The following is a 24,072-nucleotide window of genomic DNA, read 5'->3' as shown; positions in this document are numbered from 1 at the left end:
TATGCAACAAACTACAAATACTATATTAATGATTCGTCCTATTAATTTTAGGATGAATGAGCAAACTGCGGTTAATAATTATTACCAAAAGGAATTAGCAGGTTTGTTACCAGCTGCTGTTAATGCAAAAGCACAACAAGAATTTGATGCTTATGTAGAAAAGCTTAGAGGAATAGGTGTTAATGTTGTGGTAGTTGATGATACTAATGAGTTTGATACTCCCGATTCTATTTTTCCTAATAACTGGGTGTCGTTTCACGAAAATGGAACTATTGGTTTGTATCCTATGTTTGCCGAAAATAGACGTTTCGAGCGTCGAGAAGATATTCTTTTAAAATTAGAAGAAGCTGGGTTTTTAATAAATGATGTTATAGATTATACAAGTGCTGAAGAAGAACATGTTTTTTTGGAAGGCACAGGAAGTCTTTTATTAGATAGAGTAAATCGTAAAGCATATTGTGCATTATCACCTCGTGCAGATGAAGATTTATTCATTGAGTTTTGTGAAGATTTTGAATATTTTCCTGTTGTTTTTTCAGCAAATCAAACTGTAGATAATACGCGTAAAGCAATCTACCATACTAATGTTATGATGTGTTTAGGTGAAACCTTTGCAGTTGTGTGTTTAAGTAGTATTGATGATAAGAAAGAACGTAAAAATGTAATTAAACATTTAAAAGAAGACGGAAAAGAAATTATTGATATAACAGAAGATCAGGTTAATAATTTTGCTGGTAATATGTTGCAGGTGAGAGGGACTAATGATGAGTTATTTTTAATAATGAGTCAATCTGCTTATAATTCATTAACAGCTTCTCAAATACAAAAATTAGAAAAACATACTGCTATACTTTCTAGTTCTTTAAATACTATAGAAATTTGTGGTGGTGGTAGTGCCAGATGTATGATGGCAGAAGTATTTTTACCTAAAGCTTAGCGGTCTCCATTAGGTCTAGATTTTGGTAATTGTACATAAAATGTACTACCTATGCCTTGAGTACTTTCTACCCAAATTTTACCATTATTGAGTTCTATTAATTCTTTACAAATAGACAATCCTAAACCAGTACCTTTTTCATTATTGGTTCCCATGGTAGTAAACGTACTATTCTTAAATAATTTATCAATATTTTCTTTAGATATGCCTATACCCGTATCAGCAATACTTACAATACAACTACCATTACTAATGTGGTTTGCAATAGTGATAGTATCCCCGTTTTTACAAAATTTTAAAGCATTAGCTAGTAAATTTTGAACAACAATTTCAAACATGCTTCTATCTCCGTAAGCAAAATCACGAAGTGAATGATCTATTAATTCAATGCCTTTACTTTCCATGCGCTGTTCAATAAGTTTCACTTTGTCTTCAAAAACTTCTTGAATGTCAAATAAAGTTGGTTTAGGCTCTAATGATTGCATTTGCGACTTAGACCAGTTTAATAAATTGAATAACAATAATGATGCATTATTAGCATTTTCACTTAATTCGGGAATTAAGTTATCAAATTCTTCTCTAGTTAAAGAACCCTCTCTAAGTAAATCTATAAAGCCATTAATAGAGGAAAGCGAGTCTTTTAAGTCATGAGAGACAATAGAAAATAATTTATCTTTTACATTGTTTACATTCTCTAAATGCTTAGTTTGTTCTGAAAATGCTTCGTTTTGTAATTCAATTTTAATGTTTTTTTCTTCTAATTCTTGAGTGTATTTTATATTGCTATTTCTTTTTAAATAAACAAGAACAAGAAATATAGTAACAATGGCTAAGGCTGCTATTAATCCATAAAATATAAGCCTGTATTTGTTAAAGAAATCCTGGTTTTCAACGATAACTACTTTTTCTTTAGGTTGAATTAATGTTTCTTTTTCAAAATCAGAATTTAATTCTAATTCAGTAGAAACTTTAGTTTTTGTGTTTAAAATAACTGAGTTTTTGTCAAGGCTAATTTTTAAATCGTAGTATTTACGTTGCCAAATTAAAGCTTTGTCGAATTTACGTTTAGTAGAATCTAACACTGTCATTAATTTGTAATACTTTAATAATTCTATTTTATTATCGATTTTTTCGGCAATAGATCCAGCTTGAAGTAGTTGTCTTTCAGCTAAAATTAATCTACTTTGTTGTAAGTTTAAATCTCCAAGGTTATTTAATGTAATTAATAAATTAGCTTCGTTTTTTAATCGTGTATTTAAATTGTAGCCTTCAATTAAATATTTAGATGCTTTTTCATAATCATTAAATTTTAAATATTCACCACCTAGTTTAGGGAATATTTGCGCACGAATAGTGTCATTAGCTTCAACGTTGCCTTCAATAACTTTTTCATAATAATCAATAGCTTTTCTATATTCTTTTTTAATTGAATATAATTCTGCAAGTTGATTGTTAGTTTTACTAGTTCCTATAATGTCATTTAGTAGTTCTTGAATATATAAAGCCTTTAAATTGTAATCTATAGCTTGGTCGTAGTCATTAATTTTATAATAAGCTTTTGCTATATTACAATAAGCTAATGAAAGCTCTTTATTAAGCTGTCTGCCTTCTAATTCTTTAATGGCAGATAATAAGTGTTTTAAACCTTTAGCATAATTACCACGTTTAATCTCTATTAATCCTATACTATTATTTACATTGGCAACACCTAAAGTATCATTTAGTTGAATAAATAATTCTTTTGCTTTATTGTAGCCACTGGTAGCATTAATGTAATCATCTTTTGCAGCGTAAATTAAGGCTTTGTAATACGTTATTTCAGCTATACCTTTATTGTAGTTTAAACTTGAAGAAAGTTTTTCACTTAAAACAATATATTTTAAAGCTCTATCATATTCTTTAATTTCATAAAGGGATTTAATTAACTTTAAAGATGTTTCAACTTTTGTAGAATCTTGATTTTGAAATGCTAATTGCATGGAAATGCTATCTATCTCTTTAGTTTGAGAAAACCCAAAGGATATAGATAAACATGTAATAATTAAAGTAATTATTTTCCTCATACAATTTATTCGTATTACAGTATTTTATACAAAATAATAGCTGTCTTTATTTGAGGGAAATAAAGAAGTTTAATTGTATTCTGTAATTTGTTATTAGTGTTTTTTATAAAACACAAAAAATATTAATAGCTTTACTTAGCAAAAATTGTGAAAAGGCTTGTTAAAATCTAATTTATAGGTTTTAATACCAAAAAATTAGATGAACGGAGGGGTGTTTTTTGGGTAAAAAATCGACGAATAGATAAACGGTAAAAATTATAGAAAAAGAACGCTTTTGTCGATGAAATACATATTATTTTTTTGAATTCTAAAATATTTTTTATAAGTCATTTCTTATTGTTTTGATATTGGATTAATTGTTAAAGGTATAGTCTTATTAAAATTAATTTTTATAATGAAGCATAAATAAAAGTTTTATCTTTGCTCTCTTAAAAAAGTAACGATTAATGAGTCTTCAAGAAACCTTATCAAACCACGTAAAACAAGCTGTTTTAACAAGTTTTAATACAACATTAGAGTCGGTAGAATTTCAGGCAACCCGAAAAGAGTTTGCTGGCGATATTACTGTTGTTATTTTTCCTATGTTGCGTTTTGTAAAAGGAAACCCAGTACAAATAGGAGAAACCATTGGTAACTATTTGGTTGAGTTTGTAGAAGATGTAAAAGCATTTAACGTTGTTAAGGGTTTTTTGAATATTGAAATAAGTGACTCTTATTATATAAACTTTTTTAATAGCATTAAAGAGAAAGAATCTTATGGTTTTGTTTCTCCTACCGCCGAAGAGAAAGCTATTATGGTTGAGTATTCATCGCCTAATACTAACAAACCTCTTCATTTAGGACATGTTAGAAATAATCTTTTAGGATATAGTGTTGCCGAAATTTTAAAAGCATCAGGAAAAAAAGTTTATAAAACACAAATTATAAACGACCGTGGTATACATATTTGTAAAAGTATGTTGGCTTGGGAAAAGTTTGGTAATGAAGAGACTCCAGAAAGTACAGGTTTAAAAGGCGATAAATTAGTAGGGAATTACTATGTAAAGTTCGATCAAGAATATAAAAAGGAAATTCAAGATTTAATAGCTGAAGGACAAACAGAAGAAGATGCTAAAAAGAATGCTCCATTATTATTAGAAGCACAAAACATGCTTTTAAAATGGGAATCAGGGGACGAAGAAGTGGTAGCGCTTTGGAAAAAAATGAACGGTTGGGTTTATGAAGGGTTTGCTGAAAGTTATAAAAACTTGGGCGTAGATTTTGATACCTTATATTATGAAAGTAACACCTATTTATTAGGAAAAGAATTTGTTGCAGAAGGATTGAAAAAAGGTGTTTTTGTAAAAGAAAAAGACGGTTCTGTTTGGTGTGATTTAACCGAAGACGGACTTGATAAAAAAATAGTACTTCGTGCCGATGGAACTGCCGTTTATATGACGCAAGATATTGGTACGGCTATACAGCGTATTAAAGATTATCCAGATGTTGGAGGTATGGTTTATACGGTTGGAAACGAACAAGATTATCATTTTCAAGTATTGTTTTTAATTCTGAAAAAATTAGGATTTGAATGGGCTGAAAATTTATATCATTTAAGTTATGGTATGGTTGATTTACCTAGTGGAAAAATGAAAAGTAGAGAAGGTACTGTTGTTGATGCAGACGATTTAGTTGAGGAAATGGCAAGTACTGCTGGTGAGATTTCAGAAGAATTAGGCAAACTTGATGGTTACAGTGATGCAGAAAAGCAAGACTTGTATAAAACTATCGGTCTAGGTGCTTTAAAATATTACATATTAAAAGTAGACCCTAAAAAACGTATTTTGTTCGACCCGAAAGAGTCTATAGATTTTCAAGGAAATACAGGGCCTTTTATTCAATATACCTATGCTAGAATTCAATCTATTTTACGCAAAGCAAATGTAAAAGAGGCTGTTTCAAAAACTGTTGAAGAGTTGCCTTTACATATTAAAGAGAAAGAACTTATTAAGCAATTACAATTGTTTCCAGAGGTTATACAAAATGCTGCAGAGAACCATAGTCCAGCATTAGTAGCAAACTATACATATGATTTAGTAAAAGAATTTAATTCTTTTTACCAAAATGTATCTATTCTTGGTGCTGATACCGATAATGAAAAATTACTTAGAATACAGCTTTCAAATACCGTAGCAAATACTATAAAAAATGCTTTTAGTGTTTTAGGAATTCAAGTTCCTGAAAGAATGTAGGTTTTGTTCGTTTAACGTCTAGTTATGAGATGGAGTGAAAATTAGAAATCATTACCAAAGAAGGCTTACTTATAAACTTCATTCAATCATTGGTGTTGTTTCAAATAGTATTTTTAGTTTAAATATTCGGTTGTAGTTTCAGGCAAATTGGTATTTCACATATTGCTTTAAATCTTCCATTCTCTTTTTTATGATTCAAAGTTAATTCTGGTTACTTTAAATCTAGCATACAAATGTTCAGTCTAACTATGTTAAGTTAAACTTTAAAACAAAAAACAAAAGGAGTGTGAACATGCGAGCTCAACTATTAGATTTATAAAAAAATGTACACGTCTATTAAACTAAGCTAAATTTATGCTAATTTGCACTGTGTTTTAAATTATAAATTATTGAATTGGACACTTGAATTCACGAAACCAATTACTATGACCAATTTTAAAAAAGGCATTCTATTATGTCTGTTGTTTTTTTTTACTACTATGACTGTAATAGCGCATGTAGAAAAGGTGTACAGTCTAGAAGGTACTATAGGTGATCGAGAAGTAATTATGGAGCTTCGAAGTGTTGAGGGGTATTATAACGGGAGATATAGTTTTCGTGATGAAAAAAAAACTATTTACATGGAGGTTGAGTTTGATTCTCTTACATTCACCTTAAATTCGTTGCGATACAATTTAGAAACAAAAAAACAGGAATCATTTGAGCAGATTGTTATAACTGAAGATTCGTTTCATAATTGGTCTGGGAAACAAAGAACTCCAGACGGTAAGATTTATGAGGTTTTTCTTCGTCCTATTAAAATAAATCAATCTAAACCTCATGCTATAAAAAATGAAGATTTTAAAAAGACATTATCACCGTATAACTATAGCCTGCTTAGTGATATAAAATATGAATCAACATCGATTCAAAAGTTAAAAAAGGGGGTAAAAATAGAATGGCTTACTGAAACAGTATCTCAAATTAAAATATTTCGTTTCGTTGAAGGGTATCCTGATTCAACAATGGTTAAAATAAATAATTACCTTGAACAATTTTTTATAAAAGATATACTTAAAGGTTATAATTACGAAAATTATGAAACAGAAATAAATATTCACTATGCAAGTCCATATTTACTAAGTATTGTAGAATCAATAAAAAGTAATATTAGTAACACTAAAGCAACTGATTCTATTGTTTACTTAACTCTAGATTTAAAAAATCTTAAAACATTAAATCTTGAAGATTTACTCTGGCTTGGAGAAGGAGAAGTTCCTCGAAATGGATCTCGAGAATATTTTAAATATCGAATAGATGTTTTTGAGGGAAAAATAGAGAAATATCTAAATGATTCTTATTCAAAAGAAATAAAGAATTCAAAGTGTTCTTATGCTAATGAAAAAACTTTTCGTTTTCCCGATTTTTATCTTTCTAAGAAAGGAATCGTTCTTATGTTAAATCATTATAAGCTTAGTGAGGAATGCAAAAAACAAACATGGGCAGTCCTGCGTTACAATGATTTTCCTGATAAATGGAATCAGGTGTATTTTAAAAAAAAATAAAAGAACAAATTTTTATATCTGAAAATATTTTTGTTGATTTTTATCATAATAAATGCGTCTGGTAGTCATCTTTATAGGATGAGCTCTAGCAAAAGAAAATACAATTATCAAAAATAAACGAAATCGTTTCATTTTATAATTAAATTGACAGTGCAGCTCCTGCTCCGCAAAAATATATTTTCCAATCTCTATCTCTACAAAAAAGTTTCAAGTTGTAAAATCCCGTTTACAATACAAGCATATCTTATTTCCGGCCCTAGAATTAAACTTTAATTTGCGATTTTTCGAAATATTTGTAAATAATACATTTATAACAGGTAAGTACAGGACAGAATAGTGCGAAAACATAAATATTTTTATCATAAAAAAAATAGCTGTATTCAAAACGTTTACAAATTATCAACTAAACTAATTTGTTTCCCTGTAATAATAATCAATTCATGGAAACATTCAATATTATAATTACTATTGTATCAAAGTTGTTTTTTTAGTCTAAAAGCTTATTCATGAAAACGAAATTTACCATTAAAAATACCTTATTAGCTTATCAATTTATGGTTAAAAAAATATTTGAAAACAGGTTGGTAATGAGCCTCTTTTTAATTAGTATCATGACGCTTTGGAGCTCCTCGCTTTTCGGGCAACGTTACATGGAAAAACTCGACAGAGGACTAATAGCAATGGCAACAGGAGGTAATTCAGTACTAGTAAGTTGGCGAATTCCTGGTGATGAATATGCTCAGAATGCTACCTATAACGTATACCGTGGGGGGGCACAAATTGCTTCCAACCTTAGCGTTTCAAATTATACTGATACCCAGGGATTCTTTCCTGGAGATTACAGTGTGTCTGCTGTTATTGATGGAGTAGAGCAAGCACGTTCCGAAGCTAAAAGTCGTATATCAGAATCATTTTTTAATATTCCTGTCAGGTCGATTAACGGTAGTTACACGACTCATAATATTAATGATGCTTCTGTTGGTGATCTGGATGGAGACGGAGAATACGAAATTGTTATAAAAAGACTTTCAAATGATGAATCTCCTACCTCACCTTATAATCACTATCTTGAAGCGTATGAACTTGATGGCACATTTATGTGGGCTATCGATTTGGGACCTAATTTATTACACGCAGTTGAGGTAAACTTTTTGGTTTACGATTTTGATAACGATGGAAAAGCTGAAGTTGCTACCAGAACTTCAGATGGTATGATTGACGGTTTAGGTAATGATATTGGAGACAGAGATGAAGATGGATTTATCGATTATCGTGCTTCAGCAAAACAAAACGGTCCTTTTTGGTTCAGAACTTACGGCCCAGATTATATATCAATTTTTGATGGTATGACAGGTGCAGAAATTGCATGGGATTTTTACATAAGTTTAGCTCCAATAGAACAATGGGGGCAACCAGGACAAAACCTTTCACAACTTGGGCATAGGGCTACCAAATGCATGTGGGCAGTTGCTTATCTAGATGGTGTAAATCCAAGCTTTGTAATCGGTAGAGGGATTTATGAGCGCACAAAACTTGAAGCATGGAATTTTAGAGATGGTCAATTAACACAAGAATGGGCTTGGGATAGTAGTCCTGATGGTGTTGCCTCTGATTATCATGGACAAGGAAACCATAATCTTGCAGCCGGTGATGTTGATGGTGACGGTAGAGACGAGATAACTTATGGAGCCATGACAGTTGATGAATATGGTAATGGTCTTTACTCCACTACTTTTGGTCATGGTGATGCAGCTCATTTAGCAGATATTAATCCTGATATTCCTGGTTTGGAATATTTTAGCTGTCAAGAGCATGCTGGCGGAGCAATCCCGGGCATTTCAATAAGAAATGCTGAAACAGGTACAGTACAATGGGCAAATTGGTCAAGTGGTGATATTGGAAGATGTATGGCTGCTGATGTAGATCCAGACTATTATGGCATGGAAGTATGGGGTTCTGATGGTTCTGGTCTCCGTAGCTGTACTGGGCAACTTATATCAAATTCTCTCCCAACTACTGCGGGTAACGGATCTTCTTATAATTTTGGTGTATGGTGGGATGATGATGTTCAACGTGAAATACTCGACAGAACTGTAATAACTAAATGGAATGGAAATGGGACCGACAGGGTAGCTTCATTATATAATATAGCACCAATTAGTGACAATAATTCAACTAAATCGAATCCTTGTCTTATGGCTGATATTTTAGGGGATTGGCGAGAAGAAGTTATATACAGACGTTCAGACAACACAGGTTTAGTTGTTTTTATTACTCCTTTCAATACTGAGCAAAGAATGTATACTTTAATGCATGATCCTAACTACAGGTCAGCTATTGCATGGCAGAACAATTCGTATAACCAGCCTCCAAATCTTGGCTTTTATTTTGGAGGAGGAATGGATACACCACCAGTACCTAATATTCAATTGGTGACTGGAGGAGGATTAGGCCTCTTTGAAAAAGAAAAAACAGAGCGCATTAATATTTATCCAAACCCTTCTAATGGGGTGTTCGATATAAGCCTACCAGTATCCATTAATAACGTTAATAGCGAATTATATAACACTAATGGAGCATTGATTTCTAACCAAAATCATGAGTTAAATGGAAAGAGCTTTAAACTAGATATTACAGACAAACCTGCTGGAATGTATTTCTTAAAAATTAATTTAACAGAACCAGTAACTATAAAGATTCTAAAAACGGATTAATTAGCTATGAAGAAGTAGTTAATTGAAAGTTTTATGGCATTTTTATTTTTTTATGAGTAGGGGATAAGTTTATTTATAATTAAGAACCAAAAGAGTCTATCAATTTTCAAGGAAATACAGGGGTTTTTACTTAATATGCATATGCCGGAATTCAATCTGTTTTTGGAGCGGATACCGAAAATGAAAAGTTACTTAGAATACAGTTTTCTAACACGGTAGCTAATACTATAAAAAATGCTTTTAGCGTTTTAGGAATCCAAGTTCTGGTTAGGATGTAGGATTTTAGATAGAAACTAGCTGTTTACTTTTCATAATACGGAGCTATTGCTGTTATCCAACCTTTTAGTTCTGTTGTGTTGGTTGAAATAAGTTGCCCCGTTTGTAGATTAAAACGGCTAATTTCATTGAATGGCATAATAGTAACTATTTCATTATTAAAAACAGTTAAGCAATAAGTACCTGTACTTTCTGCAAGTGTAATTCTATTTTCTTTTTTATTAGATAAATTTAATTTTACAACAGGTTCTTTTTCTGAATAGCGTAAGTAATATAAATCATTTCCATCAATAGTTATATCGGGTATTTTATAAGAAGAATTTTTTGTAGAGATTTCTTCAACAAGTGTTCCGTTCTTTTCAATTTTGTTAATGGAGCTTAAACCTGAATAATACAAGTAATCATCTTTAACAGCTATTCCTTCTGTACTAATGTTTTTAATTTCAGATATAATAGCTCCTGTTTCAGGATTAAGCTGATAGATAGATTCATTTTCTACCTCTCCGCCAACCCATAAAGATTCTCCATCAAATGCTAGTGCATGAGGTGATTTTAAATTTTTAGGTAATTCAAGTTTTAATTCAATTGTAGAGCTTGTTTCATTATAAAGATATATGCCAGGGCTTTCATATCTTTTATGAGTTAGTATCCAAATTTTAATAGAGTCTGTTTCATTAATTACGGGGTCTTCAGTTAAAGCAGGACCTTCAGTTATATCGTCTAAATCATAATTACATGAAAACGATAAAATTGCTAAAGAGAGTAATGTGAAAAAATATTTTAGGGTTTTCATAAACTATATTTTAATAACTTTATGAATTTCAGTTTTATTATTTTTTAAGAGAATTTGAAAAAAGTAAACACCACTACTGTATTTAGATAGGTTAATACTAGCTTTACCATTAATTACATCGCTTATTTTTTCTATTAATAGTATACCTGTAGCATTATATATTCTAAAAGAAACAGTTTCAGTAGTATCGATACTCGATAAGTTAACAGTATCTCTAAACGGATTTGGGTAAATTAACCAATTTCTATTTTCTTTTGAAGGGTCATTTATATCTGCTACACAACCTTTAGATATATCAAATGCTCCTTTTAAAAGGTCTTCTATTTTTAAATTATTGAAACTATCATTTAGAGTGTGATTAAAAAATGTAGCATCAATAGTAGTATTATCGGCACCAAGAAAATTTTGAAGTAAGGTTGCAAATGTTTGTCTGTAATCGTATTGTGCCGTTTGTATTTGGTAATTATTAGAGTCTGTAGCTTCGTTTAAATCTGGGTTTGTACCCGAAACACCTCCCGCAACAGGTTTTCCAAAAACAAACATAGGTGCTATTTCTCCATGATCTGTACCCAGATTACCATTTTCACTTGCTTTTCTACCAAATTCAGAAAAGGTAAGTCCAACAACATCATCTGCGAGATTTTGACTATCTAAATCATTCATAAATGCTTCCATACTTTCAGAAAGATCAGTTAGTAATTCGTGATGCTTTCCTATAACTTCGCCAGAACCTTGAACCTGTGCATTATGTGTGTCAAATCCAGAAATGCGCACCATATATACTTTAGAGCCTAAATCGCCACTTATTAATCGCGCTACCGTTTTTAATTGATTAGAAAGATCGGAATCAGGATAACTAACATCGTTCTTGCCTGTATTAAAAGCTTTTGAAATAGATTCGGCATACGTATTTGATAACGAATCGGTGTTTGTAATAAACTCTAATTCTTTGCCATAATCGGAATTTGGAATGTTTAATGGCGGTACACCTCCTAATCCGTTTAAAACAGAATAAAAACCAGCAGGATCTTGACCGCTAATGTTTAATGATAATCCGTGAGCTTCTTCGGCATGAAAGCCTAACGATGTTTTGTTAGATCCAATTTCTACAGCAAGCGGATAAGATTCTATAATTAAATCTGAATAAAATAATTCCATAAAACGTCCCATCCAACCAGTGTCTTCACCATTTAAAAGACTGTTTCCATCATTTCCTGTTAAATATAAATCTGTTGATTTAAAATGACTTTTGTTTTGAGATGGGTATCCTACAGATTGCATAATTCTTAACCAACTTTTATCGTATAAAGTTTTAAACCCTGTAAGTGCAGGATTTAAACCTATTTGTTGATTGTCTGGTAAAGTACTATCTAATTTAATATACTTATTTGCTCCTGAAATAGGAACTTTTATTGTGGGCCTTAAATTGCTGTAAATATCATATTGGTCTAGCGGAACAATAGTATTTAATCCGTCATTTCCACCAGCCAGATTTATAAGAACCAGTTTTCTATTTGAAATATCTGGACACTCCATATAGGGCATAAAAGATTTTAATGCTGCTTGCAGTTGAAAAGGCGTTAAGCCAATTACCGAAGCTGATGCCGAAAGTTTTATAAAATTTCTTCTATTCATGGTTTACATTAATTGAAATTCTGCAGCATTAATCATAGCAATAACTAAAGCATTTAAACGAGTTCTTATAGTAGTGTCATCATTATCGTTTAGATATTGATTCCATACACCTGTCCAATAATAATCAGGAAAACCTTCATCAATTAAAAAAGATTTAAAATAATTTATTCTATCTGAGTCAATAGATTCTGGGTACAATAAATCGGTTATTTCAGAAATAATTAAATTGGGGTCTGCTGCATTTACAATTTTATTTTTTACAAATTTGACAGTATCTAGTTTTGCATATATTATACCAGAACCAATGGTGTTTTTGCCTTCGATTAAGCTTTCAATAAGTTTATACCTTCCTATGAGTGTGTTTGAAGAAAACCAGTATCTATCAAAATTAGGTTGTTGATAATATGCTGGATAACCCGCCACTGAATCTGGGTTGTAAAATTCCATACCAGCTGCTTGAAAATAATGGTTGTGAATAAATCTAACAAAGAAATTATTGTAATAATTTAAAGCCTCAGTACTTGGGTCTGGATACTCTAATTCAAACATCGAGCAGATTTCTGAAAGTAATTGTAAAGGACTTTTTATAATACTTCCTATAATATTATCGGTAGGATCACTATCATCAGCATCATAGAAATGCTCACTGCTAAGTAGTGTTGTAACTACTGGTAATATTTCATAGTCGTTATCAATAAGTATTTGTGCAAGTGGTGTAATAATATCTGTTTCAACGTCATCATTCCATTCACTTTTTACAAAATAACGATAAAGTTTTCTGCAATAAGCTTTTGCTGTTTCTGGTTGTGAAAAAACCATTTCAACAAAATCATCTAATTCGTCAAATATTTCAGATTCACTACTTTTTCCAGTAATTATTTGATTGTTAAAAGCGCTACTAAATGTTTTATCGTTAGTGTCATGCTGATTAATATTAATATACCCCATTGGTATATTTGTATCAGCGTCAATATCGCTTCTGTCTGCACGTTTTTTGAATCCAGAAAATATTTTTGCAGCCTGCTGTATATCTATTTCTGTATAATTAGTATAATTCCCTTCGCCTATTTGTTCGCCTTTAAGTACGGTGAAAAGTTCTAAATATTCACGAGCATAATTTTCGTTTGGATTATTTTTGTTGTTTTGTGTATTATCCAAATAATCAAGCATACCGTTATCTAGAGTGATCTTTTTGGCTAAGGTTTTAAGATTTCCTAAAGCATAAAAATCTAATAAATTTAGATGATCGAAAAAATAGGTTGAAGCACCAACTCCCGAGTCTTTTCCTACTGTGAAACTTGTATGTAAAAAGAAAGAAAGTTTGTGTTTCAAGGAGCTTTGTTGCATAGCATTATACCACCACCAAGCAGTAATCTGCGCTCGTTTTCTACCTTGTCCGTTAAATGAATTTGGGAGTTCGGGAGATGAAGTCCAAAATCCATCAGGAGAATCTGTTGGTAAAGGATCGAATGGCTCTGCTAAAGTATTGGCTGAAGCTGTTGTTAAACTATTAACAGCAGCAGTAGCAGACATACCTGTAAAAGTATCTAATTGCTCTTTTGTGAAATTAAAAGTAGCACGTCTTAATAAGTGTTTTGCCTTTCGTAAATCTAAATTTGAACCAAGAGGATTGAGTGATGCCATGCATTCTTTTTTTTGAGTAAAATAGATAAAAAATGAAGTGAAGTTCTTAAAACCCTTTTTTTTTCGTTAAAAAGAAGGTGTTTGTCGCTTTTAAATGGTATTTCGTCTAAAATAGTACTCTAAAACTTACGTTTGGAGTGATTCCAAGTGATTGTTTTTCAATATTATTAATGGTGTTTTCATCATCTAATGTGTAATACGTGTTTATGATATTTTTTTTGTTTAAAATATTCCAAACAGATGCGCCAATTGTAGCGCGTGCCGTATCAGAAATGAAAAACTCATAAGTTGCAGAACAGTCTGTTCTTAAATAATCGTTTAAATTAGAGTTATTTGGACTTTGGTAGATTATTTTTCCATCCTCCACAGGAGTGTTAAGGTCTGGTAATGTTGTAGGTTTTCCAGAATGCCAATTTAATCCTAAAGCTACTTTTATATCTTTATACGTGTAAGTACCAGCAAAAGTAATAGCGTGTTTTATATCGGCATTGTTAGGGAATGGTTGGCCTTCATTTAAATTGTTAAACGTATAATTGTTACTACTGTACGAATAAGATACCCAAGTGCTAACGATATCATTAAACTGTTTGTTTAATAAAACATCAATACCTTTAATGTTATAATTTCCAATGCTGTTTACAAATTGATATTGGTTTTGAAACCCTTGACTTCTTGCAGTAATACCATTTACTTTTTTAATATAACCTTCGGCACTTATTAGTAGTTTGTTTTTGTTGTAGTGTATACCTGCAGAAGCTTGTTTGCTTTTTAAAACGGGTACAGGATATGTGGTTTTATTATTGTTGACTTCAACCTCTTTGTTGTTGTTTGCTAAAATCCATCGTCTGTTTTCTATACCTAAAAAATCGTTTTGTAAATCTATAATTTGTGTAGTTGTCTGACTTTTAAATTCGCCTAAAGCCTCAAATCTAAAATAATTTAAAAACCGTTGACTAAAACTTAACCTAGGTTCTACTATAACCATATCTAGTTTTTCAAAATAGTTTATGCGTCCACCTAAAACTAATTTAGTTTGTGCATTATTCGATAGTAAGTTAGTTTCGGCATAAATAGCGTGGCTTCTTATAACTTCTTTTATATAGCTTCTAAAATTGGGGTTGCTAACATCTTCTAAATTACTGATACCAACTTCACTAAACTGATAACCTCCATTAATTTTAAATTGGTCATTTGGGGTAAAATTAATATCCATTTTAGCAGAGCCATCATACACTTCGTTTTCTTGAATAAGGCGTTGGTTATTTATAACATCAAAATTGGTGGCATCTAAATCATAATTAGATACATAAATTTGTGAGGTTGTAGATAGTGTTTTGCTCCAATCTCTTGTGTAAGTAACCCCGATAGCTGTATTACGCTGTGATAATTTACTGTTTAAAGCTTCGTCTCTGTCGTTAATAGTAGATTGTTCATCATATTTTAAATCGTTATAGATATTTAAAAAGTGAAGTCTTATTTTATCTTTTTTAGTAATATCATATAGAAATTTAGTAGTAACATCGTAAAAGAAAAACGATTCGTTTTGTGAAATAAAATTGTCATCATTTTTAGCCGTGTTAAAATCGGAATCTTGAAAAATACGCTTTGAATATTGCTCGAAGGTTGAGGTATTTATTAAATCGGTTATAGAACGACGTGTTGATAATTGTAATTCGGTTTTTTTAGATAACGGAATTTTAGCATACCCATCGGCATTTATTAAATTAAAGCCTAAGCCTGCTTTAAATTCGTTATCAATCTTATCTGATAGTTGCATATCTATGATGCTAGAAATACCATCACCGTATTTAGCACGCGATCCGTTTTTGTATACATTAACATGTTTAGTTGTATAAGGATTGAAGGCAGAAATAAGTCCGAAAAAATGCCCAGATTGATACATTTTAATACCATCTAATAATAATAGATTTTGATCGTGTGTCCCACCACGAATGTTAATGTTCGATACAGTTTCATCGGCACTTAAAACACCAGGAAGCGCTTGAATAGTTTGTAAAACATCGGGTTCTATTAATCCAGGAAGAATACCAAACGTTTCAGGTTTTATAGTAATTGATCCGTCGTTAAGTTTTGTGATACCCGTAGTAAGATAATTATTTACTACAATTTCTTCTAATCGTTGTGTGCTGTTAAGATGATTGCTTTTTCGTGGTTTTTTTATAACCACAAACCTATTGTTTAATAGTTCAAAATCTAGATTGGTATCTAGCTTTAAAAACTCTAAAGCTTCTTGTAGCGTTAGATCGTTTTTTAAAGGCGCTGCTTTTTTGTCTTTAATAGTTTCATCTACATAAGAAAAACGAATGTTATAGGTTTTTTCGAATGTTTTTAAAATGGAGATAAGAGGCTGCTTTTCTTCTTGAATGGTTTGAGCTTTTAGATAAGCAATATTCAAAAAAAACAATAATATAAAAATAGAAAAACATCTGTTTTTATTCACCTTTTAATATAATAGTATTGTTGGTTTTACTATATGTTAAATGTAAGGGTAAGGAAATAGATTTCAAAGCAACTTCTAAATTATTGTGGGTAAAACTACCTGTAAATAATTTAGTAGAATCAATGTTAATTAAAGTAATATTTACATCATATTGTCTTTCAAATTCGGCAATAATTGTCTTGTAAGGCAAACTTTTAAAAGTGCTTTCGTTATTTAACCACGAAGGTGTCGAGCGATTTTCTTTTTCTTTAGCAATAATTTTCCCATCTATAATTAAAAAACTGTCTCCAGGTTTTAATTTCGTTTCATGAGAATTATGGGTAACTCCAACTAAACCTTCGTAGCAAATAACCTCAAAATAATTGTCACGTTGTTTTACATTAAATTGAGTACCATAAACCGTTACAGTACCTAGTTTTGTAATAACGTTAAAAGAAGAGCCCTTGGCAATTTTAAAAAAAGCTTCACCTTGAAGTTCTACTTCGCGTTCGTTTTTCCAATCTTTTTTATTAAAAACTAATAACGATTTAGCGTTAAGGGAAACACTAGATGCGTCTGGTAACTCAATAGTTGTTTTTTGAGCTACCGTAGTTGTTATGGTAGTATCTATAGTTGTTGTGTAGTAGTATAAGCTAAAGCAAATGGCAAGTATAGCTGCAACACGCATAAAAGGTTTAAACCAATGTGTTGATTCTTGCTTTTTACTTTTAATGGTAGATAATACGGTTTCTAGTTCTTTAGATGTGTCGTAATCATCTGCCTTAAAAGCCTGTAAACTGTTGTCTAACTTTATTAAATCATCATAGTCTTCAAGGTTTTTAAACGCTTCAAGTTCTAGATCATTTAGATTGTTATCTAACCATTTCAATATGAGCTTTTCTCTGTTCATCATTTGCTTATTCAATTATATAACAGTTGTGTTTTATTTTTTCCTACCCTTTAATTAATTTTTTTTCAAAAACTTAAATTTCAGTCTTCAGTCTTCAGTCTTCAGTCTTTTTTACAACTCCTTAATATCCTTCCGTAATTTAGTCAAAGCACCATAAATACGTTTTTCAACCGCTTTGGTAGAAATATCTAATATCTCAGCAATTTCTTTAAAACGTTTTCCTTCAACGCGATTCATCATAAAAGCTTCGCGTTGTGCTTCAGTTAAATTACTTAGAGCTTTTTGTAGTTTATCGTTATACTCACTTTCCTGCATTAAAAACTCAGGATTCTCGTTAGTATACATTTTAGGCTTTGTTTGCTGGTGTTTTAAAACTACTTTTTGGTGAGCAACCTCATTTAGCATTAAATTATTAGCGGTAGTAAACACAAAACTCTTTGCTTTATCAGGAGAAATCTTAGCACAGTTTTGCCATAACTTAACAAAAGCTTCCTGTACCTTATCCTTTGGGTTTAATAAATCTCCAAACTTATAGTATAAAAAGTTATGTAAATCTTTAGAATGTTTATTAAAAATAGAAGAAAATGCCCGTTCCTCGCAAATATTTTCATGTAGTTGTTTGGTCATTATTATTAATGGTTGGTTGCACTAAAATAAAAAAAAAGGAGATACAGGGTAGGGATTTTTAAAGTTATCCTGTTTTATATTTAAAAAGCTATGTTTAACCCAAATTCAAATATTATGAAAACTAAATTAAGAACATTATTACTATTGCCTTTTTTTGCCCTTTTAATATTTACTTCTTGTCAAGATGAAGTAACAGATATTACACTACCAGCAGAGACCGAAGCGCTTACTGCAACTTCAGAACTTACAACATTAATGACTTCTACCGCTAAGTTAGATGGATCTAAAGATAATATTATTGATAAAGCAAGTTGTTTATCTATAGAGCTGCCAGTTACTGTTGTTGTAAGAGGTCTTGAAATTATTATTGATTCTGAAGAAGATTATAACGTTATTAAAGCGCTTTTTGATGAGTTTGATGATGACGATGATAGTTTAGATATTGTGTTTCCAATTACTATTATTACATCAGACTTTGACGAAATTGTGATAGAAAACCGTCAAGCCTTACAAGAATTAGTTCAAGATTGTGTTGGTGAAAACGAGGAAGATGATGATATCGAGTGTATCGATTTTCAATATCCAATAGCGTTTTCAGTATACGATACCGATTTTCAAGTTATAAATGTTAAGTCTATTGAAAACGATAGAGCATTACACCGTTTTTTAAAACGTGTTAGAAACTCAGAGTTTTTAGCTAGTATAAACTTTCCTGTAACTATGGTTTTAGCTGATGGATCTGAAATTGTTGTAACTAACAATGAAGAATTGCAAAGAACTATTAAAGAAGCAAAAAATGCTTGTGATGAAGATGATGATAACGATTATCATGATAACGATTTTGATAAAGAACGTTTAGATAATTTATTAATGACTTGTCCTTGGGTTGTTCACGAATTTGAAAGAAATGAAGATAATTTAAATGAAAAGTATAAAGAATACGCTATTAATTTTAAAGCAGATAATGTTGTTAAAATGCGTGCTAGAGGAGGCGATATGTTAACAGGAACATGGTCAACTCGTGTAACACCTAATGGGGCTTTAATAAACTTAGAGTTCGATAATTTAGCAGATTTTAGTTTAGAATGGTTTGTTTACGATTTAGGACCTGGTAAAATTAAATTATATCAAGCCGGTGGAAACAGAATTATTTTAAAGAAAAACTGCGATGTAGTTGTAGATATTACTAAAGAAAGAATAGAAAATTATTTACAAGAATGTTTCTGGAGAGTATCTCGTTTAAATGTAAACGGAGCAAATAATGAAAAAGAATATATTGGTACACCTCTTAAATTTTTAGAAAATAATGTTGTTAAACTAAGAGTTAATGGCGAATTGGTAGCAGGTACTTATGAAATAGGTGTTAGAAATGCTGGTTTTATTTTACAAGTTGATTTAGAAGGACGACCAAATTTAAAACTGGAATGGTTAATTACTTTCTTGGAGTCAGGTTTAATTAAGCTTGAAAACGCTAACAACAAAATGGTTTTAAAAAGACATTGTCCAGATGCCGATGACAATTTAACCGTTGTGGATAATACTTTAATTAATGGTGAGTGGGAAGTTGCTGCTTATCATGTAGATGGAGAAAATAAACCAGAAGAATTTTATATGTACACTTTAAATTTTATGGAAACGGGACGTGTAAAAGTTACCGATCCTAATGATGGTATTTTCAACGGTTCTTGGTTAGCATATAGAAACGAAGGTTTGCACCTTGGGTTGTTTTTCGGAAATAATGCACCGTTTGATAATTTAAACTACAGATGGAAAATTAAAGAAATTACTAGCGATAGAATAGAATTGAAAGACTATAGTTCTACTGGAGCAATAGAACGCATATTAGTACTGGAAAAGAAAATATAATATGTTTTGGTAAAAAAGGAAGCTCTTATCTTTTCGGTTTGTTAGGTTAATTTACAAGTTAAGTTTCCTTTATAAAGGTTGTCAATTATATTTGGCAACCTTTTTTTTATAAATATATTTTGGGCGTTACCTTTATCCTGAATTAATTTCAGGATAAAGGTCGGGCTTTCACTACTCGCTTCCTCCTATCGTCGGCGAGCTCAAACAGACCGTTCAATCCCTAACGCAAAAAACAAGCAAACAAAAAACAATCATTTTTTTTATAAAAACCAACTTTATTAATACATAGCAAATCATTAACTTTGCAACTTCATTTTTAATCATAAAGCAGATTATTAATACCATACTGCTTACAGAATATATAAACCTATGTTTAATAATTTAAGCGATAAATTAGATAAAGCCTTACACGTTCTTAAAGGACACGGAAGTATTACAGAAGTAAACGTTGCCGAAACTTTAAAAGAAGTAAGACGCGCTTTACTAGATGCCGATGTTAACTTTAAAATAGCAAAAGAGTTTACTACTAGAGTTAAAGAAAAAGCTCTTGGACAAGATGTTTTAACAACATTACAACCAGGGCAATTAATGGTTAAAATCGTTAAAGACGAGTTAACCGAACTTATGGGAGGCGATGCCGAAGGGCTTAACCTTTCTGGTACACCAAGCGTTATTTTAATGTCAGGTTTACAAGGTTCTGGTAAAACAACCTTTTCTGGTAAGCTAGCTAATTACCTTAAAAATAAAAAAACAAAGAAACCTTTATTAGTAGCCTGTGATGTGTATCGTCCTGCAGCAATAGACCAATTACATGTAGTTGGAGATCAAATTGGTGTTGAGGTTTTTAGCGATAAAGGAAATAACGACCCTGTTGCTATTTCTAAAGCAGGTATTGCCCATGCAAAAGCAAACGGATTTAATGTTGTTATTATAGATACAGCTGGTCGTTTAGCTGTAGATGAGGCGATGATGACCGAAATATCTAATATTCATAGCGCTATTAAGCCACAAGAAACTTTGTTTGTTGTAGATTCTATGACAGGGCAAGATGCTGTAAATACAGCAAAAGCTTTTAATGATGTCTTGAATTTTGATGGTGTTATACTTACTAAATTAGATGGTGATACTCGTGGTGGAGCTGCTATTTCTATTAAATCTGTAGTAAATAAACCAATTAAGTTTATTGGTACAGGTGAAAAAATGGAAGCTATTGATGTGTTCTATCCATCTCGTATGGCAGATCGTATCTTAGGTATGGGAGATGTGGTGTCGTTAGTAGAACGTGCACAAGAACAGTTTGATGAGGTAGAAGCTCGTAAGCTTCAAAAGAAGATTGCCAAAAACCAATTTGGGTTTGACGATTTCTTAAAGCAAATTCAGCAAATCAAGAAAATGGGGAACATGAAAGACCTTATGGGCATGATTCCTGGTGCTGGAAAAATGATGAAAGATGTTGATATTGACGATGATGCTTTTAAAGGTATTGAGGCTATAATTCACTCTATGACGCCTAAAGAAAGAACGAACCCTTCAATAATAAATGCAAGCAGAAAAATTAGAATAGGAAAAGGTTCAGGAACGTCTGTTCAGCAAGTAAATCAGCTTTTAAAACAGTTTAACCAAATGAGTAAAATGATGAAGATGATGCAAGGCGGTGGCGGTAAAAAGATGATGCAGATGATGAAGAACATGAAGTAAGTATTGATAATTATTAGTGTTTAATAAATAAAAAATAAATTTTTAGCCTTTGCGTTTTTACGATAAAAAAAATATTCGTGTATTCGTGGCAAAAACAGATAAAGCATGACAATTTTAGACGGTAAAAAAGTAAGTAACGATATAAAAGATGAAATCGCTGAGCATGTTAAGGCAATGGTTTCTAAAGGAGAAAAAGTGCCACATCTTGCAGCTGTTTTAGTAGGTACAGATGGTGCAAGTATGACTTATGTAAATGCTAAAGTAAAAGCTTGTGAGCGTATTGGCTTTAATTCTACACTTATAGATTTACCAGATTATACTAGTGAAGAAGAATTGCTAAGTAAAATAAATGACCTAAATAACAATGATGATATTGACGGGTTTATAGTGCAATTACCTTTACCAGATCATATTGATGAACAAAAGGTTTTAATGGCGGTAGATCCAGATAAAGATGTTGATGGGTTTCATCCAACAAATGTTGGAAAAATGGCTTTAGATTTACCAACCTTTTTGCCTGCAACACCATACGGAATTCTTGAGCTGTTAGAAAGATATCAAGTAGAGACTTCTGGTAAAAATGTAGTAGTCATGGGAAGAAGCCATATTGTTGGTCGCCCAATGAGTATTTTAATGAGTCAGAAAAGACAAGCAGGTGATGCTACAGTAACCGTAGTTCATAGTCGTTCTAAAAATTTAACCGACATTACTAAGCAAGCAGACATTATAGTAGCTGCCATTGGTATTTCTGAGTTTTTAACTGGAGATATGGTTAAAGAAGATGTTGTTATTATTGATGTTGGTATTACACGTGTTCCAGATGCTACCAAGAAAAACGGATACAGATTAGCTGGCGATGTAGAATTTGAAAGCGTAAGTAAAAAAGCGAGTTATATAACACCAGTTCCTGGTGGTGTGGGTCCAATGACAATTGCTATGCTACTTAAAAACACATTACTTGCTAGAGAAAGAAACTTGAAATAAAAAAGATTAAGTTAAGTATAGCTTAGTAAAAACGCCTTATAAATTTTAATTTATAAGGCGTTTTTTTATGCTTTTTGTAAATGTATTAAAAGCGTTTTTTACTTTTTTTAGGTAAACTAGCTTTATATTCTTTAGTAGAATCTTCTAAAAGTTTATTTAATTCTAAGAACTCTTCTTTAGTAAGTTCTCTGTATTCCCCAACAGGAACATCTAAATTAATATTCATAATACGAACCCGTTTAAGCGTTTCAACTTCATACGTTAAGTATTCGCACATACGTCTAATTTGCCTATTTAATCCTTGGGTTAAAATAATACTGAAGGTATGTGAGTTTATCTTTTTAACAGCGCATTTATTAGTTGTTTTCTTTAACTCTTCCAGTAAAATACCATTGCGCATACGCTCTAAAAAAGTTTGAGAAATAGGTTTGTCTACTGTTACAATATATTCTTTTTCATGGTTATTACTAGCACGAAGAATTTTGTTTACAATATCGCCATCATCTGTTAAAAGAATTAAGCCTTCACTTGGTTTATCTAATCTACCAATAGGAAAAATACGTTTATGGTAGTTTATAAAATCAATGATATTGTCTTTTTCAACACCAGTATCGGTTGTACAAACAATGCCAACAGGCTTGTTAAAAGCTAAATAAACAAAAGCTTCTTTTTTGTTTGCTATTTCTACACCATCAACATGCACGACATCATTAGGTGCTATCTTGGTTCCTTTTTCAGGTATCACACCATTAATGGTAACACGTCCTGCTTCAATAAGTTTATCGGCTTCTCTACGTGAGCAATAACCAACTTCACTTAAAAATTTATTGATGCGTTTTAGTTGTTCTTCCATAGGGCAAAAGTACAATATTTTATGCCTTTAAAAAGTCTAAAATATGATTGTAAACCTTTTCAGATTTTAAACCATGTCCAAAACCAATGGTTCTTATAAGTTCAGAGTTTTTATAGTGTTTAGAATAGTCTAAAGCATCTCGATATGAAATGATTCTATCTTTTTTGTCGTGAATAATAAGTCCTTTTGCTCGAATGTTTTTTGTGAAATTCGAAACAGAAAAGTATTCCGGTAATTGTCCAAAATGTTTCAAATAATAAGCATTCATTGCTTTTGAAACCTTTTTGTTATAAGCCATTATATGAATATAGTTATTAACCAATCCGCGAAAGTTAGAAGGCGCTCCTAACGATATTAGTTTTTTTGTAGTTAGCGAACTATACTTGTTTAAAGAAATAGCAGCAGCAGTACCACCTATAGAGTGCCCTATAATAATGTCTGTATCAAATTTTTTAGCAACCAGATGTATACATTCAGAATATAAAACGGCATTAAATATTTTACTGCCCGAATTACCATGTGCTGGTGCATCAATAGCAATAATATTATAGTCGTGTTTTTTTAATAGATCGATTAAGTCTTTCCATCTATAAGCATTACTTTCCCAACCATGAGCTAATAATACGGTGTCTTTTTTTCCGCTCCAGCGATATGTTTTTATAGAAAAATCTTTATAAGTTAAATCTTCTTGAACAGCCGATTTAAGGTAACTTGCTTCTTCTTCACTTATTTTACCTTTCGTGGGTGTCGAAAATATTTTAACAGCCAATTTTGCAGCATATTTAGATGAAAAATAACTTGTAAAGTTTATGGTATGTCCTATGATTTTAGGAATATATTTACTCATTTAGATGATT

At 31.3% G+C, this 24,072-nt stretch carries 17 protein-coding genes; 8 read left to right on the top strand and 9 right to left on the bottom strand.

The genetic code is table 11. The features are described from left to right. Position 1: 1 nt before the first annotated feature. Positions 2-937 carry a citrulline utilization hydrolase CtlX gene (gene ctlX, locus ACH5TX_RS08455; protein ID WP_439339091.1) on the top strand — a complete coding sequence of 312 codons (936 nt, stop codon included), beginning with the start codon at positions 2-4 and terminating at the stop codon, positions 935-937. Here ctlX and ACH5TX_RS08450 read toward each other — a convergent pair. Further along, a complete protein-coding gene (locus ACH5TX_RS08450) occupies positions 934-3,000 on the bottom strand; it encodes a tetratricopeptide repeat-containing sensor histidine kinase (protein ID WP_439339090.1) in 2,067 nt (688 codons plus the stop codon). The two genes, ctlX and ACH5TX_RS08450, sit on opposite strands and share 4 nt — an antisense overlap. A gap of 446 nt (positions 3,001-3,446) precedes the next feature. Here ACH5TX_RS08450 and argS point away from each other — a divergent pair, with 446 nt between their 5' ends. The 4 genes from argS (at position 3,447) to ACH5TX_RS08430 (ending at position 9,767) form a co-directional block, all read left to right on the top strand. Beyond that, positions 3,447-5,231, top strand: a complete 1,785-nt coding sequence (gene argS / locus ACH5TX_RS08445) for an arginine--tRNA ligase (RefSeq protein WP_439339089.1) — start codon at positions 3,447-3,449, stop codon at positions 5,229-5,231. 389 nt (positions 5,232-5,620) lie between these two features. Beyond that, a complete protein-coding gene (locus ACH5TX_RS08440) occupies positions 5,621-6,775 on the top strand; it encodes a hypothetical protein (RefSeq protein WP_439339088.1) in 1,155 nt (384 codons plus the stop codon). A gap of 506 nt (positions 6,776-7,281) precedes the next feature. Continuing rightward, positions 7,282-9,489: a rhamnogalacturonan lyase family protein gene (locus ACH5TX_RS08435; protein WP_439339087.1), complete on the top strand. Its 2,208-nt coding sequence runs from the start codon at positions 7,282-7,284 to the stop codon at positions 9,487-9,489. A gap of 149 nt (positions 9,490-9,638) precedes the next feature. After that, on the top strand, positions 9,639-9,767 hold the full coding sequence (locus ACH5TX_RS08430; protein WP_439339160.1) for a DALR anticodon-binding domain-containing protein: 129 nt from the start codon (positions 9,639-9,641) through the stop codon (positions 9,765-9,767). Between the two features lie 23 nt (positions 9,768-9,790). On the opposite strand, the gene ACH5TX_RS08425 is transcribed toward ACH5TX_RS08430, so the two are convergent. The 6 genes from ACH5TX_RS08425 to ACH5TX_RS08400 form a co-directional block, all read right to left on the bottom strand. Then, positions 9,791-10,558 carry a DUF5050 domain-containing protein gene (locus ACH5TX_RS08425; protein WP_439339086.1) on the bottom strand — a complete coding sequence of 256 codons (768 nt, stop codon included), beginning with the start codon at positions 10,556-10,558 and terminating at the stop codon, positions 9,791-9,793. Positions 10,559-10,561: 3 nt separating this feature from the next. Then, positions 10,562-12,193 carry a DUF1501 domain-containing protein gene (locus ACH5TX_RS08420; protein ID WP_439339085.1) on the bottom strand — a complete coding sequence of 544 codons (1,632 nt, stop codon included), beginning with the start codon at positions 12,191-12,193 and terminating at the stop codon, positions 10,562-10,564. 3 nt (positions 12,194-12,196) lie between these two features. Then, a complete protein-coding gene (locus ACH5TX_RS08415; protein WP_439339084.1) occupies positions 12,197-13,837 on the bottom strand; it encodes a DUF1800 domain-containing protein in 1,641 nt (546 codons plus the stop codon). Positions 13,838-13,943: 106 nt separating this feature from the next. Next, a complete protein-coding gene (locus ACH5TX_RS08410; RefSeq protein ID WP_439339083.1) occupies positions 13,944-16,253 on the bottom strand; it encodes a TonB-dependent receptor plug domain-containing protein in 2,310 nt (769 codons plus the stop codon). 37 nt (positions 16,254-16,290) lie between these two features. Continuing rightward, positions 16,291-17,190 (bottom strand): FecR family protein, encoded by a 900-nt coding sequence (locus tag ACH5TX_RS08405; RefSeq protein WP_439339082.1) that lies wholly within the window; start codon positions 17,188-17,190, stop codon positions 16,291-16,293. A 108-nt stretch (positions 17,191-17,298) separates the two neighbouring features. After that, positions 17,299-17,814 carry an RNA polymerase sigma factor gene (locus ACH5TX_RS08400; RefSeq protein WP_439339081.1) on the bottom strand — a complete coding sequence of 172 codons (516 nt, stop codon included), beginning with the start codon at positions 17,812-17,814 and terminating at the stop codon, positions 17,299-17,301. Between the two features lie 114 nt (positions 17,815-17,928). Here ACH5TX_RS08400 and ACH5TX_RS08395 point away from each other — a divergent pair, with 114 nt between their 5' ends. The 3 genes from ACH5TX_RS08395 (at position 17,929) to folD (ending at position 22,362) form a co-directional block, all read left to right on the top strand. Beyond that, positions 17,929-19,680: a hypothetical protein gene (locus ACH5TX_RS08395; RefSeq protein ID WP_439339080.1), complete on the top strand. Its 1,752-nt coding sequence runs from the start codon at positions 17,929-17,931 to the stop codon at positions 19,678-19,680. A gap of 369 nt (positions 19,681-20,049) precedes the next feature. After that, positions 20,050-21,378 carry a signal recognition particle protein gene (gene ffh / locus ACH5TX_RS08390; protein WP_439339079.1) on the top strand — a complete coding sequence of 443 codons (1,329 nt, stop codon included), beginning with the start codon at positions 20,050-20,052 and terminating at the stop codon, positions 21,376-21,378. A 105-nt stretch (positions 21,379-21,483) separates the two neighbouring features. Next, positions 21,484-22,362 carry a bifunctional methylenetetrahydrofolate dehydrogenase/methenyltetrahydrofolate cyclohydrolase FolD gene (gene folD / locus ACH5TX_RS08385; protein WP_439339078.1) on the top strand — a complete coding sequence of 293 codons (879 nt, stop codon included), beginning with the start codon at positions 21,484-21,486 and terminating at the stop codon, positions 22,360-22,362. Between the two features lie 85 nt (positions 22,363-22,447). On the opposite strand, the gene ACH5TX_RS08380 is transcribed toward folD, so the two are convergent. Together ACH5TX_RS08380 and ACH5TX_RS08375 are read right to left on the bottom strand one after the other, a co-directional pair. Then, positions 22,448-23,215, bottom strand: coding sequence for a pseudouridine synthase (locus ACH5TX_RS08380; protein ID WP_439339077.1), 768 nt, complete (start codon positions 23,213-23,215; stop codon positions 22,448-22,450). Positions 23,216-23,234: 19 nt separating this feature from the next. Next, positions 23,235-24,062, bottom strand: a complete 828-nt coding sequence (locus ACH5TX_RS08375) for an alpha/beta hydrolase family protein (RefSeq protein ID WP_439339076.1) — start codon at positions 24,060-24,062, stop codon at positions 23,235-23,237. Positions 24,063-24,072 lie beyond the last annotated feature (10 nt).

It is taken from the genome of Thalassobellus citreus (assembly GCF_044385915.1).
Lineage (GTDB): Bacteria > Bacteroidota > Bacteroidia > Flavobacteriales > Flavobacteriaceae > Thalassobellus > Thalassobellus citreus.
Note: the sequence above shows the minus strand (reverse complement) of the source record. Positions and strands in the feature narration are given on the sequence as shown.

Coding starts and splice junctions, on each gene's coding strand:
- ctlX (WP_439339091.1), top strand. CDS start 2: ATGCAACAAACTACAAATACTATATTAATGATTCGTCCTATTAATTTT.
- ACH5TX_RS08450 (WP_439339090.1), bottom strand. CDS start 3,000: ATGAGGAAAATAATTACTTTAATTATTACATGTTTATCTATATCCTTT.
- argS (WP_439339089.1), top strand. CDS start 3,447: ATGAGTCTTCAAGAAACCTTATCAAACCACGTAAAACAAGCTGTTTTA.
- ACH5TX_RS08435 (WP_439339087.1), top strand. CDS start 7,282: ATGAAAACGAAATTTACCATTAAAAATACCTTATTAGCTTATCAATTT.
- ACH5TX_RS08425 (WP_439339086.1), bottom strand. CDS start 10,558: ATGAAAACCCTAAAATATTTTTTCACATTACTCTCTTTAGCAATTTTA.
- ACH5TX_RS08420 (WP_439339085.1), bottom strand. CDS start 12,193: ATGAATAGAAGAAATTTTATAAAACTTTCGGCATCAGCTTCGGTAATT.
- ACH5TX_RS08415 (WP_439339084.1), bottom strand. CDS start 13,837: ATGGCATCACTCAATCCTCTTGGTTCAAATTTAGATTTACGAAAGGCA.
- ACH5TX_RS08405 (WP_439339082.1), bottom strand. CDS start 17,190: ATGATGAACAGAGAAAAGCTCATATTGAAATGGTTAGATAACAATCTA.
- ACH5TX_RS08400 (WP_439339081.1), bottom strand. CDS start 17,814: ATGACCAAACAACTACATGAAAATATTTGCGAGGAACGGGCATTTTCT.
- ACH5TX_RS08395 (WP_439339080.1), top strand. CDS start 17,929: ATGAAAACTAAATTAAGAACATTATTACTATTGCCTTTTTTTGCCCTT.
- ffh (WP_439339079.1), top strand. CDS start 20,050: ATGTTTAATAATTTAAGCGATAAATTAGATAAAGCCTTACACGTTCTT.
- folD (WP_439339078.1), top strand. CDS start 21,484: ATGACAATTTTAGACGGTAAAAAAGTAAGTAACGATATAAAAGATGAA.
- ACH5TX_RS08380 (WP_439339077.1), bottom strand. CDS start 23,215: ATGGAAGAACAACTAAAACGCATCAATAAATTTTTAAGTGAAGTTGGT.
- ACH5TX_RS08375 (WP_439339076.1), bottom strand. CDS start 24,062: ATGAGTAAATATATTCCTAAAATCATAGGACATACCATAAACTTTACA.